13 protein-coding genes are annotated in these 15884 nt (G+C 55.2%); 6 read left to right on the forward strand and 7 right to left on the reverse strand.

Annotated elements, in window-relative coordinates; translation table 11 throughout:
• Positions 1–4: 4 nt before the first annotated feature.
• Positions 5–1960 (forward strand): glycoside hydrolase family 127 protein, encoded by a 1956-nt coding sequence (locus tag AAIR21_RS10840; RefSeq protein ID WP_121340325.1) that lies wholly within the window; start codon positions 5–7, stop codon positions 1958–1960.
• A 94-nt stretch (positions 1961–2054) separates the two neighbouring features.
• Here AAIR21_RS10840 and AAIR21_RS10845 read toward each other — a convergent pair whose 3' ends face one another.
• Positions 2055–2795, reverse strand: a complete 741-nt coding sequence (locus AAIR21_RS10845; RefSeq protein WP_014168097.1) for a MipA/OmpV family protein — start codon at positions 2793–2795, stop codon at positions 2055–2057.
• A 117-nt stretch (positions 2796–2912) separates the two neighbouring features.
• Here AAIR21_RS10845 and AAIR21_RS10850 point away from each other — a divergent pair, with 117 nt between their 5' ends.
• A complete protein-coding gene (locus AAIR21_RS10850) occupies positions 2913–3878 on the forward strand; it encodes a LysR family transcriptional regulator (protein ID WP_059305611.1) in 966 nt (321 codons plus the stop codon).
• Here the strand turns inward: AAIR21_RS10850 and exaC are convergent.
• The 6 genes from exaC to AAIR21_RS10880 form a co-directional block, all read right to left on the reverse strand.
• Positions 3875–5413, reverse strand: a complete 1539-nt coding sequence (exaC, locus tag AAIR21_RS10855) for an acetaldehyde dehydrogenase ExaC (protein ID WP_020882663.1) — start codon at positions 5411–5413, stop codon at positions 3875–3877. The genes AAIR21_RS10850 and exaC overlap by 4 nt on opposite strands.
• A gap of 86 nt (positions 5414–5499) precedes the next feature.
• Positions 5500–7347, reverse strand: coding sequence for a selenocysteine-specific translation elongation factor (gene selB, locus AAIR21_RS10860; RefSeq protein ID WP_181239914.1), 1848 nt, complete (start codon positions 7345–7347; stop codon positions 5500–5502).
• Entirely contained in the window at positions 7344–8729 is a 1386-nt protein-coding gene (gene selA / locus AAIR21_RS10865) for an L-seryl-tRNA(Sec) selenium transferase (protein WP_032679999.1), read from the reverse strand. Before selA ends, selB begins: the two co-directional genes overlap by 4 nt.
• Positions 8730–8832: 103 nt before the next feature.
• A complete protein-coding gene (locus tag AAIR21_RS10870) occupies positions 8833–9441 on the reverse strand; it encodes a glutathione S-transferase (RefSeq protein ID WP_014168092.1) in 609 nt (202 codons plus the stop codon).
• 89 nt (positions 9442–9530) lie between these two features.
• The gene (locus tag AAIR21_RS10875; protein WP_014168091.1) at positions 9531–10667 is read right to left on the reverse strand and encodes an HlyD family secretion protein; all 1137 of its coding nucleotides are present in this window, start codon (positions 10665–10667) and stop codon (positions 9531–9533) included.
• Positions 10668–10669: 2 nt separating this feature from the next.
• A complete protein-coding gene (locus AAIR21_RS10880; protein WP_014168090.1) occupies positions 10670–11026 on the reverse strand; it encodes a DUF3302 domain-containing protein in 357 nt (118 codons plus the stop codon).
• A gap of 655 nt (positions 11027–11681) precedes the next feature.
• Between AAIR21_RS10880 and AAIR21_RS10885 the strand changes: the two genes are divergently transcribed.
• The 4 genes from AAIR21_RS10885 (at position 11682) to AAIR21_RS10900 (ending at position 15845) form a co-directional block, all read left to right on the forward strand.
• Positions 11682–13589, forward strand: coding sequence for a PTS mannitol transporter subunit IICBA (locus AAIR21_RS10885; protein ID WP_014168089.1), 1908 nt, complete (start codon positions 11682–11684; stop codon positions 13587–13589).
• A 99-nt stretch (positions 13590–13688) separates the two neighbouring features.
• Positions 13689–14837: a mannitol-1-phosphate 5-dehydrogenase gene (gene mtlD / locus AAIR21_RS10890; RefSeq protein ID WP_025206445.1), complete on the forward strand. Its 1149-nt coding sequence runs from the start codon at positions 13689–13691 to the stop codon at positions 14835–14837.
• On the forward strand, positions 14837–15424 hold the full coding sequence (gene mtlR / locus AAIR21_RS10895) for a mannitol operon repressor MtlR (RefSeq protein ID WP_025206446.1): 588 nt from the start codon (positions 14837–14839) through the stop codon (positions 15422–15424). The genes mtlD and mtlR overlap by 1 nt, the downstream gene beginning before the upstream one ends.
• Positions 15425–15482: 58 nt before the next feature.
• Positions 15483–15845 (forward strand): YibL family ribosome-associated protein, encoded by a 363-nt coding sequence (locus AAIR21_RS10900; protein ID WP_014168086.1) that lies wholly within the window; start codon positions 15483–15485, stop codon positions 15843–15845.
• Positions 15846–15884 lie beyond the last annotated feature (39 nt).

A 15884-nucleotide genomic window follows, 5' to 3' on the forward strand; every position in this document is an offset into this window, starting at 1 on the left:
TGACATGTCCATAATGGAAGCCGACCTGCACACACTGAACATCAACGACCCGTTTCTCGGTCAGTATCAGCGGCTGGTGCGTGATGTGGTGATCCCCTACCAGTGGGATGCGCTAAACGATCGCGTTACCGAAGCCGAACCGAGTCACGCCATCACCAACTTCCGCATTGCGGCTGGGCTGGAAAAAGGGGAGTTCTATGGGATGGTGTTTCAGGACAGCGACGTGGCGAAATGGCTGGAAGCCGTCGCGTGGTCGTTGTGCCAGAAGCCCGACCCGGAACGTGAAAAAACCGCCGATGAGGTGATTGAGCTGATTGCGGCGGCGCAGTGCGACGATGGCTATCTCAACACCTACTTCACGGTGAAAGCACCCGGTGAGCGCTGGACGAATCTCGCCGAATGCCACGAACTGTACTGCGCCGGACATATGATTGAAGCTGGCGTGGCCTATTTTCAGGGAACCGGAAAACGCCGTCTGCTGGAGGTGGTATGCAAACTGGCGGACCATATCGATCGGGTCTTTGGCCCCGGCGAGGAGCAGCTTCACGGTTATCCGGGCCATCCGGAAATTGAGCTGGCGCTGATGCGGCTTTACGACGTCACTCAGGAACCGCGTTACCTGGCCCTTGTGAAATATTTTATCGACACGCGCGGCACACAGCCCCATTTCTACGATATCGAATATGAGAAACGGGGCCGGACATCGTACTGGAACACGTACGGCCCGGCGTGGATGGTCAAGGACAAAGCCTATAGCCAGGCGCATCAACCGCTTGCCGAACAACACACCGCCATCGGCCACGCGGTTCGATTTGTCTATCTGATGGCGGGCATGGCGCATCTTGCTCGCCTGAGTCATGACGAGGGTAAACGCCAGGACTGCCTGCGGCTGTGGAATAACATGGCCCAGCGACAGCTCTATATTACCGGCGGGATCGGCTCGCAAAGCAGTGGCGAAGCCTTCAGCAGCGATTACGATTTGCCTAACGATACGGTATATGCCGAAAGCTGCGCCTCCATTGGCCTGATGATGTTTGCCCGCCGGATGCTGGAGATGGAAGCGGACAGCCAGTACGCCGACGTGATGGAGCGTGCCTTATACAACACGGTACTGGGCGGCATGGCGCTGGACGGTAAACATTTCTTCTATGTGAACCCGCTGGAGGTACACCCTAAAACGCTGGCATTTAATCATGTCTACGACCACGTTAAGCCGGTTCGCCAGCGCTGGTTCGGCTGCGCCTGTTGCCCGCCCAATATTGCCCGCGTGCTCACTTCGCTGGGCCACTATCTCTATACCGTTCGTCAGGACGCGCTCTTTATCAACCTCTATGTGGGGAACGACGTCGCCATACCGGTAGATGAGGGCACCTTACAGCTACGGATTAGCGGTAATTATCCATGGCAGGAAGAGGTCAACATCGAGATCACCTCACCTGTCTCGGTGACCCACACGCTGGCACTACGTTTACCGGACTGGTGCACAAGCCCGGCCGTGTCACTGAACGGCGAAAGGGTCACGGGTGATGTCTCCCGGGGGTATCTGTACCTCACCCGCCGCTGGCAGGAGGGAGATACCCTTACGCTGACCTTACCCATGCCGGTCCGGCGCGTGTACGGTAACCCGCTGGTACGCCAGCAGGCCGGTAAAGTCGCGCTGCAGCGTGGCCCGCTGGTCTACTGCCTGGAAGAGGCCGACAATGGCGCGAACCTGCATAACCTCTCCCTGCCTGAGCAGAGCGAATTTCGGGTCTTTGAAGGAAAAGGGATCTTTGCGCACAAGATACTGATTCAGGCGGAGGGCATCGCGCGTCACGCTGATGAGGAAGGCACGCAGGCACTGTGGCAGTACGATCGCGCCCCGGTGAAGCGCCAGCCCCGGACGTTGACCTTTATTCCGTGGTTCAGCTGGGCAAACCGGGGAGAAGGCGAAATGCGGATTTGGGTGGATGAGGCCTGAAGGCATCTGTCCTGTCAGCCTCACCCCAACCCTCTCCCACAGGCGCGGGAGATAAAAACCGAGGCCGGGTAGGCAATCGCCACCCGGCTTTAGATCAGAAACGCCAGGACATGCCGGTCATCAGCGCGAAACTGTCTTCGCGGTCGATCATCGGACTGTTCTTCACGTCGTCAGGTAACACGGTATAGACCGCGCTGGCGTTGATAAACAGATTCTGGGTTAACTGATATTTAGCCGCAAGACCCACATACGGCGTCCAGCTATCACCTGCGGTGTATTCATTGAGGCCTGAGCGGCGAGACTCATTGCCGGATACACCGTAGTAGTAATCGTTATAGCTTTCGTCGCTGTAGAAAATACCTACCGATGGCGTCAGCGTCAGACGTTCCATCCGAACCGGACGGAAGTATGAGATTTCACCGATCACGCCGCCGCTCTCATCCATCGCATCACCCGAGACCGCCACTTTCAGCGAGCCCCAGTGTTCATGGCGGTAGTACGCCCCGCCGAGAAACGCTGATGCTTTACGCTCATCGAGGTGTTTCATCTGAGCGTCGTCGTTATCTTCAGGATCAAATCGCAGTGGCATCCACGATGCGGTCATACTGAATTCATTTTTTTCGTCTTTCCACAGGATCCATCCGCCGGTGGTCTGGCGAATATAAAACCGGTCGCCTTCATAGCTAATTAACGGTACCGCCGTGGTATTTTCGTTATAACCTTTATAAGGCGACTCATTAAATACAGCCCCCGCCCCAAGTGAAAAGTCACCAGCCATTGCAGATGATGTTGCAAATAACGTGGCTGCGATGAGTAAATTGTATTTAATAGTCATTACATGTAATCCATTTAGACGCCAAACAAGCGAGGCGAATAATAATGGTTACAAATTTGCCAATGCAACGCTGCAGTTTATATAATATTATATATAAAAACATATAGATGGGTGCGCATGATGAATAAGTTCCAGCTAAAACCACGCGAGTTAAAAATTATTTCCGTCATCGCAGCCACCCACAGTATTGGCGATGCCGCAGCCCTGCTGGGCATGGCACAGGCTAACGTCAGTAAATACCTTTCTGATTTTGAAACGCGTGTCGGTCTTAAGGTATTTGAGCGCACGACCCGTCAACTGGCGCTAACCCAGTTTGGCGAAGCGTTACTCCCCTACATTGACGCCACGCTGGATAAAAATAGCCAGCTCATTAATTTCATTGCTGATTATAAGCATGAGAAGCGCGGAAAAGTGACCATTTACGCCCCAACGGGTATCGTGATGTATCTGGCGCGACACGTGATCCATCAGATTGAGGACATCGGTGATATCCGTATCTCGTTAAAAACGTACAACCTGGATCGTAATGAATATTCCGAAGGGGTCTCGTTCCCCGATGATTGCGATATTCTCATTACCTATGCTCAGCCGAAAGATGAAAGTCTGGTCGCCAGTGTATTAACGAAATATTCCGTCACGGCATTTGCCACTGAAGAATATTTGAAAAACCACCCCTTAACTGGACCTGAAGATTTAATGAATCACTCCTGTATTTTAATAGACTCGATGCTGGTGGATGAGGCGAACATCTGGCGTTTTCGCGTCCACGGCAGTGAGACCGTATATGATTACAGAGTGACCGGAAATTATATTTGCGACAATACGCAGACGGCGCTGGAACTGGCCCGAAATAATCTCGGTATTGTTTTTGCGCCGAAAGAAAGCCTGAAAAAAGAACTTAAGAGTGGTTCTCTGGTTCCCTGCTTCCCGCATCAGGAAGAGTGGTGGCTCGACCTGACGGCAATATTCCGCAAACGTGAATACCAGCCCTGGCGCGTGCAGTACATTCTGGACGGCGTACTGAACTGCCTGCGTCAGCAAATTGCTCAGGCTGCCCAGGGGCAACCTGAGCTGGAGGGTTAGAACAGCCCCAGTGGTTTATCGGAATAACTCACCAGCAGGCATTTCGTCTGCTGATAATGCTCCAGCATCATCTTGTGGGTTTCACGCCCGATGCCCGACTGCTTATAGCCCCCAAAGGCCGCGTGCGCCGGGTAAGCATGGTAGCAGTTGGTCCACACGCGCCCGGCCTGAATGCCCCGCCCCATTTTATAAGCCAGATTACCGTTGCGGCTCCAGACGCCAGCCCCGAGGCCATACGGCGTATCGTTAGCAATCTCCAGCGCCTCCTCCATCGTTTTGAAGGTGGTGACGGCCAGCACCGGTCCGAAAATTTCCTCCTGGAAGACGCGCATGTTGTTTTTGCCGAACAGGATCGTCGGCTCCAGGTAATATCCGTCCTGCAGATCGCCGCCCAGCATTTTACGCCGACCGCCGGTCAGGACATCCGCCCCTTCTTTCTTGCCGATATCAATGTAGTTGAGGATAGTGTCCATCTGCCCGTGCGAGACCTGCGCGCCCATCTGGGTCACGTTATCAAGCGGGTTACCGCTGCGGATAGACTCGACGCGGCGAATGGCTCGCTCCATAAAGCGCTCATAGATAGACTCCTGCACCAGCGCGCGGCTTGGGCAGGTACAGACTTCACCCTGGTTAAAAGCAAACAGCGCAAAGCCTTCCAGGGCTTTATCGAAGAAGGCATCCTCTTCCTCCATGACGTCGGCGAAGAAAATGTTCGGCGATTTACCGCCCAGCTCCAGGGTCACTGGAATGATGTTCTGGGTCGCGTACTGCATGATCTGCTGACCCACTTCCGTCGACCCGGTAAACGCGACTTTGGCGATCCGCTTTGAGGTCGCCAGATATTCCCCTATCTCACCCCCCGCCCCGTTCACCACGTTAATCACGCCTGGCGGGAGAAGGTCGCCAATGACTTCCATCAGCAGCAGGACTGACAGCGGGGTCAGGCGGGCCGGTTTGAGCACAATGCAGTTACCCGCCGCCAGGGCGGGCGCCATTTTCCAGCTCGCCATCAGCAACGGGAAGTTCCACGGAATGATCTGCCCCACCACGCCCAGCGGTTCGTGGAAGTGGTACGCCACGGTGTCGCTGTCTACCTCGCTAATTCCGCCCTCCTGAGCGCGAATACAGGAGGCAAAATAGCGGAAGTGGTCAATGGCCAGCGGCACGTCTGCCGCCATCGTTTCACGGATTGGCTTGCCGTTATCCCAGGTTTCCGCCGTAGCCAGCAGCTCCAGATTCTGTTCCATCCGGTCAGCGATTTTGAACAATATCGCCGCTCTGTCCTGAACAGAGGTATGCCCCCATTTGTCTTTGGCTTTGTGCGCGGCGTCCAGCGCCAGATCGATATCCCCCTTGCCGGAGCTGGCTATCTCACACAGCGGCTGGCCGGTAACGGGCGTCAGATTGGAATAGTATTCGCCGCCGACGGGTGCAACCCAGTCGCCGCCGATAAAGTTTTCATAACGGGGCTTCAGCTTGAGGGGAAAACCATACTCGCCAGGCTGGATACGCGATGAGGGAGGATTGTTTGTCATGACCGTCTCCTTGCTGTTGGTGTACAACAAGGGTAGTTCCGGCTGGCGATTTTCTCGCCAGCCGGTAACGGTGTTTACGACGGGGGTCACGGAGTTTCAGGAAATAATAACGAATCCCGCAATAAATGATCGTTGCCACGACGACGGGTAAAGCCGATGCGGTTGAAATATTCCAGGATCTGGATCGCCAGCTTGCGCCCGACGTTCAGCCGATCGCGGAAATCTGCTGCGCAGGTCGTGCCTCGCGCCTGATCCAGCTCGCGGATCAGGTTAGCAAACGCCACAATGCGATCGTTACGGTAATAACGATCTTTCACGATCGCGACGATTAATCCCTGCTGCGCCGCATGGCGCAATACCTGGCGCATCACCTGTTCGTCAGTATTCGTTTCACGTGCGAGATCGCGAACCCACCACGGCTCGTCGCCAAACAGCGGGGCTACTTTCTGCCATATCGCCTCTTGCCCGGCGTTGAACCCGGCTTTGTGATCCGGCAGATGCAGCCAGCCGTGGTGGCTTTTTATCAGCCCACTTTCGCGCATGTTTTCAATCAACAGCAGCACCAGCGCATCGTTTTCCATCGGCAGCGCCATGCGTCGCAGGCGTTCACGTCCCGGGCCGGGTTCATCCTGATGCTGTTCATGGTAAGTGGCGAGCGTGGTCAGTACCTTGCGCTGCCAGCATGCTGCGACCGGGGCATTCAGTAAATTGTTACCCGCCTGAATAAAACCGGGCTCCTGGGTCAGCAGGCGTAATCCTTCCGCGCTGAGCTGACGAGCCCATGCGAAATCGCTCAGATTGACGGCACCGCGCTCAAGATGAACAAGCAACGCGGCTTTATCATCCGCGGCCTGCGCCAGCGCTCCCAGCCATTGCAGATACTCCGGCTTGCGCTTGCCGCGACGCGGCGGGTTGAGCGCTACTACCCGCGCCCCGGCCAGCGTCTCCCGGGCCGAAATGTCACGCAGTACCAGACGGTCATTATCCGCGAGCCACAGTGGCGAATCGAAAACCAGTTCGGCAAGGTCGTTTTCCAGCAGTGACACGCGCCCGGTGATATGGCTGGCCGCGTGGTGGATATGCAGCGGCTGCCATTGGGTCAGCGGCACATGCGTCTGCAGGGCGACGATCGCCCGCTCAGAAGGCTCTGGCGGTACACCGGCCAGCAGCCAGTCGCCACGGTTAAGCTTCTCTTTTTCCGCATCGCCCGCAATATTGAGCGCGATGCGCTGCCCGGCATGGGCATGCTCTACGGGCTGGTTCTGCGCATGCAAACTGCGCACACGCATCGGGGCGTTGGCACCCGTGAGCCATAAGGTATCGCCCACGTTCACTTCACCGCTCAGCGCGGTACCGGTGACCACCAGCCCCGCGCCTTTAACGGTAAAGGCCCGGTCGATCGCCAGACGGAAACGATGATGGCTGGCATGCTCGCGTGAAGTAAGCTGCTGCAAATGGTGGCGAAGTTCGTCAATACCGCGCCCTTCTGTCGCCACGGTGACGAACAATGGCGCATCGGCAAATCCATACTCCCGCAAGGTCGCCTGCACGGTTTCACGCACCGCGTTGAGTCGTGCCTCATCGACGCGGTCAGCTTTGGTCAGCGCAACGGTCAGCTGCGGGTTGCCCGTCAGCTGTAAAATTGCCAGATGTTCACGCGTTTGCGCCATCACGCCGTCATCACAGGCCACCACCAGCAGAGCATGATCGATGCCACCGACGCCCGCCAGCATGTTAGAAAGAAACTTCTCGTGTCCCGGTACATCAATAAAACCCAGCACCCGGCCATCAGGCTGAGGCCAGTAGGCATAGCCCAGATCGATGGTCATGCCGCGTTTTTTCTCTTCCGGCAGACGATCGGCATTCACCCCGGTCAGGGCCTGTAATAAGGTGGTTTTTCCGTGGTCGACGTGACCGGCGGTGGCAATAATCATTTCAACAGCATCTCCAGAAATCGCGCTTCATCTTCAAGACAGCGTAGATCCAGCCACATTCGGCCATCGTAAATGCGCCCGATAACCGGTGCTGGCAAGGCACGCCAGCGCGCCGACAAAGCGTCAAGCTGGCTGCCGCGCCCGTCACGGGGTGTAAACGTGAGCGCCGCGCTGGGCAGCCTGTCCACCGGCAGTGAACCGCTGCCGATCTGCGACTGACAAGCTTCAAGGCGCACGTCAAAATCGGGGTAGTGCGGCGCAACGTGTGGCAAGAGCAGCTCACCCTGGGCGCGAATTGAGGCGGCATCACGGGCCAGCAGGCGCAGCGTAGGCAGACGTTCAGCCAGTTTTTCCGGGTGGAGATAAAGGCGCAGCGTCGCTTCCAGCGCAGCAAGCGTCATTTTATCGGCTCGCAGTGCACGCTTGAGCGGGTGCTGCTGCAGCTTCGCAATAAGCGCACGTTTACCCACGATAATCCCCGCCTGCGGGCCGCCAAGCAGTTTGTCGCCGGAGAAACTCACGAGACTGACGCCCGCCGCAATCATCTCCTGCGGCATGGGCTCTTTTGGCAGACCGTACTGGCTCAGATCGACCAGCGAACCGCTACCGAGGTCGGCCACCACCGGCACACCCAGCTCACGGCCCAGCTCCGCCAGCTCCGCCTCTTCAACGGTTTTGGTGAATCCGGCTATCTGATAATTACTGGTGTGGACCTTCATCAGCAGCCCGGTATTTTCATTCACTGCCGCGCGATAATCTTTTGCATGCGTGCGGTTGGTGGTGCCCACTTCATGCAGGGTACAGCCCGCCTGGCGCATAACATCCGGAATGCGAAACGCACCGCCAATCTCGACCAGCTCGCCACGGGAAACCACCACCTCTTTACCGCTGGCGGTCGCTGCCAGCATTAACAGTACCGCCGCCGCGTTGTTATTCACGATGCAGGCATCTTCTGCGCCGGTCAGCTCGCAGAGCAGGTCCGCCAGCGCCCGATCGCGATGTCCGCGCCCTGCGCCGTCCAGATCGTACTCAAGCGTCACGGGGGAACGCATGGCCTGCACGACCGCAGCGACGGCCTCTTCTGCCTGTTGAGCGCGACCAAGGTTGGTGTGCAGCACGGTTCCCGTCAGGTTGATGACCGGGCGTAACGCGCTTTGTGCTTTCTCCTCGAGCCTCAGCTCCACTTCCTGCCCCCACGCCGCACACCAGTCCGGCAATGCATTTTCTGTCTGAATATGGCTGCGGGCTTCGTCCTGAAGCAGACGTAATATTTCAACCGTCGCAGTATGGCCGAACCGCGCAACGGCAGCATGCACGCGCGGCTCGCGAAGAAGACGGTCGGTTGCAGGGATCTGGCTGTACAGGGAGTGATGAGTTGTCATGAAAGCGCCTGGCGAGTAAATATCATCCCCCCTCCCGACGGGAGAGGGAGTCAACATAAGAAGGGATTGTACCGCCTCCTGCTGCGAAGTGTTATAACCCGCATCAAGCCTTTGGCGGTTCGGTACGGGCAAAGCTCTCGCGCTGAAAGAGCGTTTCTGCAAGCTTCACCAGCAATGGACGGTCGACGCACCAGCCGGGGGAAACGTGCCGGAAATTGAGATAACCGATGGCGCAGGCAATGGCTATCGTTGCCAGGTTCAGGCTATCGGGTTGAATTTTTCCCTCCCGGATAAGCTGTTCGCACCAGTCCAGGCTGCGGCTGATTTTTTCACGCTGGCGTAACAGTTCCGTTTCAGACTGCTGGGCGGCGGGTCTTGCCTGCTCGCGTACGGACGTTAACGCCGCATCCATAATACCGTCGGCCAGCGCTTCAATTTGCTTCATTGCCAGCGCCGCGTTTGGATCGGCCGGTAACATCGCCGGGGCCACGCCGAGCAGCTCGATGTACTCCGCAATAATGGGGGAATCAAACCAGTACTGGCCTTCGTCTGTTACCAGCGCCGGCACTTTTCCCAGCGGGTTGTACTGCGCCACACCGTTTTCAGCGTGATAAGGCTGTTCATTGACGAACTCGAATTCAATCCCTTTCTCCAGCAGGAGAATCGAGATTTTTCGCACGAAGGGACTGGTGTAGCTGCCGATAAGTTTCATTGCCTGATCCTTGATGCCGAAAAAAGTCAGTATGGATCAAGCGATGAAAAAAGGGCAGGTATGCGTGTCGCATTCCTGCCCTGAAGAGGTTAGTGATCGAGATAGAGGTAGTGCATCCAGCTGGTCATACGCAGCAGCACCTTACGCATTACCGAGACGTGAGCAAAGTGATCCGAATAGACCGCCACCTGAGCATAAATGCCGTCGGGCAGCGCATCGACATCAGCATTCGGCTCCAGCTCGATAGTGCCTAATACGCCATCGGTACCAGGGATCACGGTCAGAGACTGCAACGCACCCTGCGCCTGGTATGACCCCCCCGGCACCACCGGCAGAATACTGGTGAGCTTGCCGGAGAAGACCTGGCCCGGCAGCGCGTTGAAGACCACTTCCGCTTCGTCGCCCGGCTTCAGACGCAGCAGCGAGTTCTGACGGAACTGGGCCACAATCTGGCGTTTCTGTTCAGGAATAAAGACCATGACCGGGCGCAGCGGCAGCGCGGCAGCATAGGTCCCCGGACGAATCAGCACCTGCGTGATATAGCCATTGCTCGGCGCACGCACCACGGTCTGATCCAGGTTGTATTTCGCTTCAGCAAGCTGAGCACGCAGGGAAGCAACCTGGGATTGCTCACCGTTGACCATACTGTCTAACTGACTTTGTATTTGCGTCTGTTCAGCCACCGAGCCTTTTACCAGCGCATCCTGCGCCAGATAGTTTTGCCGTGCGTTGTCGATATCGCTTTCAGAGAACGGGTTAACCTTTGCGCGGCTGCCTTTCAGGTAGCGCTGGTAATCTTTATACAGGCGATCACGTTCAGCGGACACGCGCGTGGTATTGGCGACCGCTTCCGCAAGCTGCGCTTTGAGATTGTCGATATTGTGCGTGGCGGTGACCAGGTCGGCCTGCAGTCTGTCGACGCGCGCCTGATAGCGGCCCGGATCAAGTTTAAATAACACTTCGCCTTTTTTAATTAGCTGGTTATTTTTATCGGTAACTTCACTCACTACCCCAGTAACCTGCGGCGTAATCGGAATGGAAATAACCGCTTTTTGCGCCGTAAAAGTATAGGGATGGTTATAGTTCATCAACAGGATAAGCCCGGCGACAATAAACACCCCACCTAATGTTGCGGTCGCGAGGGTCCACTGGTTTACCGGAATACGGAATATTTTAAAAATGGCCCAGGCAAAGGCCACATAGGTCAAAATAATCAGCAGATCCATGATTAGTGCTCCAGCGTGTTCTTGTCAGCCGTGGGAGGTACCGCTGCCAGTTTTTGTTCTAATTCGGCCACACGTTTAGTCAGAGCATCCATACCCGGGACCTCATCAGGTTTTGAGATGTGGTTCTGCATCCCCCAGCCGCGATCTTCGCGGTACAACGTGGCCCAAATCCACAGGAACGGCCAAATCGCATGGAGCGTAAACAGGCTAATCCATCCCGCCGTATGAATGGCATCCGCATGGGGATGATTCCGTTTTTTGGCCATATTATAAGGAATATCATGGATGGCGATGATTCCGTAAAAAAGAACCAGAAATACAAAAATCAATACGCCCAGCGCAAAATAGTTGAGAAACATATTCTCCTCACTTAAACAACGTCAACTCATTAAATTAATAAAACGGTACGCAACCTAATTAATTTTTTATAAATACGAGGTGTACTTATATTTCAGAGCCGGGGAGTATCGTTTTTTATAATATCTCCATGCAAGTTTATAAGCGTGTCAAAATATATCCTGAATAATAATAGACTTAACCTTACAATATGAGCGTAACGTACCTTATTGCTTTTCGCCATACCACACATGAAAAGTCATTTTTTAGCTTTATGTGTGACTTCATACCATCCTGGCGTTGAATCGCCAGGCAGAATTTGTCGCCGATCACATCCGGAGAATTCTGCATAAAAATTTTTTGTGAAATTAGTCACAATCCAGAAACAAACTCACGACAACCAAATGTGATTTACATCACAGAAGTGGGTGGTTTTTGCTTTATTTATCGCCATCGTATTTTTTTTATCCACCATTTTTGTGACGAAGATCACTTCATTCATGTCTGCACCCCCTACATTTACGTGATTCATATCACACAAATTTCCGTCGTCTGGACAGTTGAACGATTCAGTGCCAGATTTCACAGCATCAGAACAGGGCCCGGCTACCTCTGCCGCCTCATTAACAATAAACCTCGGGCCGCAAGCCTAAGCGTAAACAGAAGAAGGGGTGTTTTATGTCATCCGATTTCAAGATCAAAGTTCAAAGCTTTGGTCGTTTCCTCAGCAATATGGTGATGCCAAATATCGGCGCGTTTATCGCGTGGGGTATCATCACTGCGTTGTTCATTCCGACAGGGTGGTTGCCTAACGAAACGCTGGCGAAACTTGTTGGCCCAATGATTACCTACCTGCTGCCGCTGCTTATCGGGTTTACCGGGGGTCGTCTGGTGGGTGGAGACCGTGGTGGCGTTGTGGGTGCCATCACGACGATGGGGGTTATCGTCGGTGCGGATATGCCGATGTTCCTCGGTGCAATGATTGCGGGCCCTCTGGGCGGCTGGGCAATTAAGAAATTCGACGTCTGGGTTGATGGCAAGATCAAATCCGGCTTCGAAATGCTGGTGAACAACTTCTCTGCGGGCATCATCGGTATGATCCTCGCGATTCTGGCGTTCCTCGGTATTGGCCCTGCGGTTGAAGTGCTGTCCAAAGTTCTGGCGGCAGGCGTTAACTTCATGGTTGCGCACGACATGCTGCCGCTGGCGTCTATCTTTGTTGAACCGGCGAAAATCCTGTTCCTCAACAACGCCATTAACCATGGTATCTTCTCACCGCTGGGCATTCAGCAGTCTCATGACCTCGGCAAGTCCATATTCTTCCTGATTGAAGCCAACCCGGGCCCGGGCATGGGTGTTCTGCTGGCGTACATGTTCTTTGGTCGCGGCAGTGCGAAACAGTCTGCGGGCGGCGCGGCTATCATCCACTTCCTGGGCGGTATCCACGAAATTTACTTCCCTTACGTGCTGATGAACCCACGTCTGATCCTGGCCGTTATCCTCGGCGGTATGACGGGCGTGTTCACCCTGAGCGTGCTGGGCGGTGGTCTGGTTTCTCCGGCCTCTCCAGGCTCCATCCTGGCGGTCCTGGCGATGACCCCGAAAGGTGCCTATTTCGCTAACATCGCAGCCATCTGTGCGGCAATGGCCGTCTCCTTCGTGGTCTCTTCTATCCTGCTGAAAACCAGCAAAGTGAAAGAAGATGACGATATCGAAGCGGCAACCCGTCGTATGCATGACATGAAAGCCGAATCAAAAGGCGCAACGCCGCTGGCGGCGGGCGATGTCTCTAACGACCTGAGCCACGTACGTAAAATCATCGTGGCGTGTGATGCGGGTATGGGTTCCAGCGCCATGGGTGCCGGCGTGCTGCGTAAGAAAGTGCAGGATGCGGGTCTGACCAACATCTCCGTCACCAACAGCGCCATCAACAGCCTGCCTGCAGATGTTGACCTGGTGATTACGCACCGCGATCTGACCGAACGTGCGATGCGTCAGGTTCCTCAGGCACAGCACATTTCGCTGACCAACTTCCTGGACAGCGGCCTGTACACCAACCTGACCGAACGTCTGGTGGCCGCGCAGCGTCATGAAGATAACGAAGTCAAAGTCCGCGACAGCCTGAAAGACAGCTTTGACGCGAACGACAGCCACCTGTTCCGCCTGGGCGCAGAAAACATCTTCCTGGGCCGCACGGCGTCCCACAAGGAAGAGGCGATTCGCTTTGCCGGTGAACAGCTGGTGAAAGGCGGCTACGTGCAGCCTGAATACGTTGACGCGATGCTGGAGCGTGAAAAGCTGACCCCAACCTATCTGGGTGAATCCATTGCGGTTCCACACGGTACGGTTGAAGCGAAAGACCGCGTACTGAAAACCGGCGTGGTGTTCTGCCAGTATCCGGATGGTGTACGCTTCGGTGAAGAAGAAGACGACATCGCCCGCCTGGTGATTGGTATCGCCGCTCGCAACAACGAGCACATCCAGGTGATTACCAGCCTGACCAACGCGTTGGATGACGACTCTGTCATTGAACGTCTGGCCAACACCACCAGCGTGGAAGAAGTGCTGGCGCTGTTGAACAAGTAACGGAACCTCTTCCCTCTCCCCCTGTGGGGAGAGGGTTAGGGTGAGGGCAAAGCCTCACCCCAGCCCTCTCGGGTAAAAACATTGATTAAGGTTAATTCTATGAAAGCATTACATTTTGGCGCAGGTAATATCGGTCGTGGCTTTATCGGTAAACTGCTGGCAGACGCAGGCATTACGCTGACATTCGCCGATGTGAATCAGGTAGTCCTGGATGCCCTGAATGCCCGTCATAGCTATCAGGTACATGTGGTAGGCGAAAACGAGCAGGTTGAGACGGTGTCTGGCGTTAATGCGGTAAGCAGCATTGGCGAAGACGTTATCGACCTCATCGCCAGTGTCGATCTGGTGACCACGGCCGTTGGCCCGGTGGTGCTTGAGCGCATTGCCCCTGCGGTGGCGAAAGGCCTGGCAAAACGTAAAGCGCAGGGCATCGACACACCGCTGAACATCATCGCCTGTGAAAACATGGTGCGCGGCACCACGCAGCTGAAAGGCCATGTGCTCGCCGCCGTCGCGGACGAAGATAAAGCCTGGGTGGAAGCGCACATCGGCTTTGTGGATTCCGCCGTTGACCGTATCGTTCCGCCATCAGAATCCGCCACCCACGATCCGCTGGAAGTGACCGTGGAAACCTTCAGCGAGTGGATCGTCGACAAAACCCAGTTTAAAGGCGCGCTGCCAACCATTCCGGGGATGGAATTAACCGATAACCTGATGGCCTTTGTCGAACGTAAACTCTTCACGCTGAACACCGGGCATGCTATAACCGCGTACCTCGGAAAATTGGCCGGTCATCAGACCATTCGTGACGCGATCCTCGATGAGAGCATCCGTGCGGTGGTTAAAGGGGCAATGGAAGAGAGCGGCGCGGTGCTGATCAAACGCTACGGTTTTGATGCTGAGAAACATGCAGCATACATCCAGAAAATCCTCGGTCGTTTTGAAAACCCGTATCTGAAAGATGACGTTGAGCGCGTAGGCCGTCAGCCACTGCGTAAACTGAGCGCGGGCGATCGCCTGATTAAACCGCTGCTGGGCACGCTGGAGTATGGTCTTGCGCACGCCAACCTGGTGAAAGGGATTGCCGCCGCGATGCATTACCGCAGCGAACAGGATCCTCAGGCGCAGGAGTTGGCTCAGCTGATTAACGATAAAGGCCCGCAGGGTGCGCTGGCGCAGATCTCTGGTCTGGATGCTAACAGCGACGTGGTTGTGGAGGCGGTGAACGCTTACAACGCAATCAAATGATGCAGAGTGCGGCGCAGGATAGCCTGCGCCCAAATAACAGATTGTCAGATATGCAGGCAATAATGGAACAAACCCAGGCCTTTGAAAATCGTGTGCTTGAGCGTCTGAATGCTGGCAAAACCGTACGAAGTTTCCTGATTGCCGCCGTCGAGTTGCTAACCGAGGCGGTGAATATTCTGGTACTTCAGGTGTTTCGCAAAGACGACTACGCGGTAAAATATGCTGTAGAACCGTTACTGGACGGAGACGGACCGCTGGGCGATTTATCGGTACGTCTGAAGCTGATTTATGGTCTTGGCGTGTTGAACCGACAAGAGTATGAAGATGCCGAGCTGCTGATGGCACTGCGCGAAGAGTTAAATCATGACGGTAATGAGTACACCTTTACCGATGATGAGATCCTTGGCCCCTTCGGCGAGCTACACTGCGTCACCGCGCTTCCCCCTGCTCCCCATTTTGATAACAGTGACCCTGAGCTGTACGCGATGCAAAAGCTGCGTTATCAACAGGTTGTCCGTTCCACAATGGTCCTTTCCCTGACTGAGCTGATTTCCCGAATCAGCTTAAAAAAAGCGTTTCAGAAGTAAGCCTGCTCACATTGGTGTATCCTTCCCTGTAAATTCCCCGTTTTCAGAGTTATTTGTCATGAAAGAAGTCGAAAAGAACGAAATTAAACGCCTGAGCGACCGCCTGGATCTGATCCGCCACCAGATGGCTGGTCTCTCGCTGGTTGAATCCGCCGAGAAGTATGCCGAGCTGGAGAAAGAGAGTGAGAAGCTTGAAGCGGAAATCGAGCGTCTGCGCGAAGTCAAAGGCCAGAAGCTGAGCAACGAAGCCCAAAAGCTGTTGAGCATGCCGCACCGTCGCGCCATCACAAAAAAAGAGCAGGCCGACATGGGCAAGCTGAAGAAAAGCGTCCGTGGCCTGGTGGTGGTTCATCCCATGACCGAGCTTGGTCGCGAAATGGGTCTGAAAGAGATGACGGGTTTTTGTAAGACCGCGTTTTGATCGTCCCCCGCCCTCTCTCCCAGGCGAGAGGGCGAAAAC

The sequence above is a fragment of the Enterobacter sp. PTB genome (assembly GCF_051130085.1).
Lineage (GTDB): Bacteria > Pseudomonadota > Gammaproteobacteria > Enterobacterales > Enterobacteriaceae > Enterobacter > Enterobacter ludwigii.

What these genes read in the sequence shown, in the direction of transcription:
- AAIR21_RS10840 (WP_121340325.1), top strand. Translation starts at nt 5, where the DNA reads ATGTCCATAATGGAAGCCGACCTGCACACACTGAACATCAACGACCCG.
- AAIR21_RS10845 (WP_014168097.1), bottom strand. Translation starts at nt 2,795, where the DNA reads ATGACTATTAAATACAATTTACTCATCGCAGCCACGTTATTTGCAACA.
- AAIR21_RS10850 (WP_059305611.1), top strand. Translation starts at nt 2,913, where the DNA reads ATGATGAATAAGTTCCAGCTAAAACCACGCGAGTTAAAAATTATTTCC.
- exaC (WP_020882663.1), bottom strand. Translation starts at nt 5,413, where the DNA reads ATGACAAACAATCCTCCCTCATCGCGTATCCAGCCTGGCGAGTATGGT.
- selB (WP_181239914.1), bottom strand. Translation starts at nt 7,347, where the DNA reads ATGATTATTGCCACCGCCGGTCACGTCGACCACGGAAAAACCACCTTA.
- selA (WP_032679999.1), bottom strand. Translation starts at nt 8,729, where the DNA reads ATGACAACTCATCACTCCCTGTACAGCCAGATCCCTGCAACCGACCGT.
- AAIR21_RS10870 (WP_014168092.1), bottom strand. Translation starts at nt 9,441, where the DNA reads ATGAAACTTATCGGCAGCTACACCAGTCCCTTCGTGCGAAAAATCTCG.
- AAIR21_RS10875 (WP_014168091.1), bottom strand. Translation starts at nt 10,667, where the DNA reads ATGGATCTGCTGATTATTTTGACCTATGTGGCCTTTGCCTGGGCCATT.
- AAIR21_RS10880 (WP_014168090.1), bottom strand. Translation starts at nt 11,026, where the DNA reads ATGTTTCTCAACTATTTTGCGCTGGGCGTATTGATTTTTGTATTTCTG.
- AAIR21_RS10885 (WP_014168089.1), top strand. Translation starts at nt 11,682, where the DNA reads ATGTCATCCGATTTCAAGATCAAAGTTCAAAGCTTTGGTCGTTTCCTC.
- mtlD (WP_025206445.1), top strand. Translation starts at nt 13,689, where the DNA reads ATGAAAGCATTACATTTTGGCGCAGGTAATATCGGTCGTGGCTTTATC.
- mtlR (WP_025206446.1), top strand. Translation starts at nt 14,837, where the DNA reads ATGCAGAGTGCGGCGCAGGATAGCCTGCGCCCAAATAACAGATTGTCA.
- AAIR21_RS10900 (WP_014168086.1), top strand. Translation starts at nt 15,483, where the DNA reads ATGAAAGAAGTCGAAAAGAACGAAATTAAACGCCTGAGCGACCGCCTG.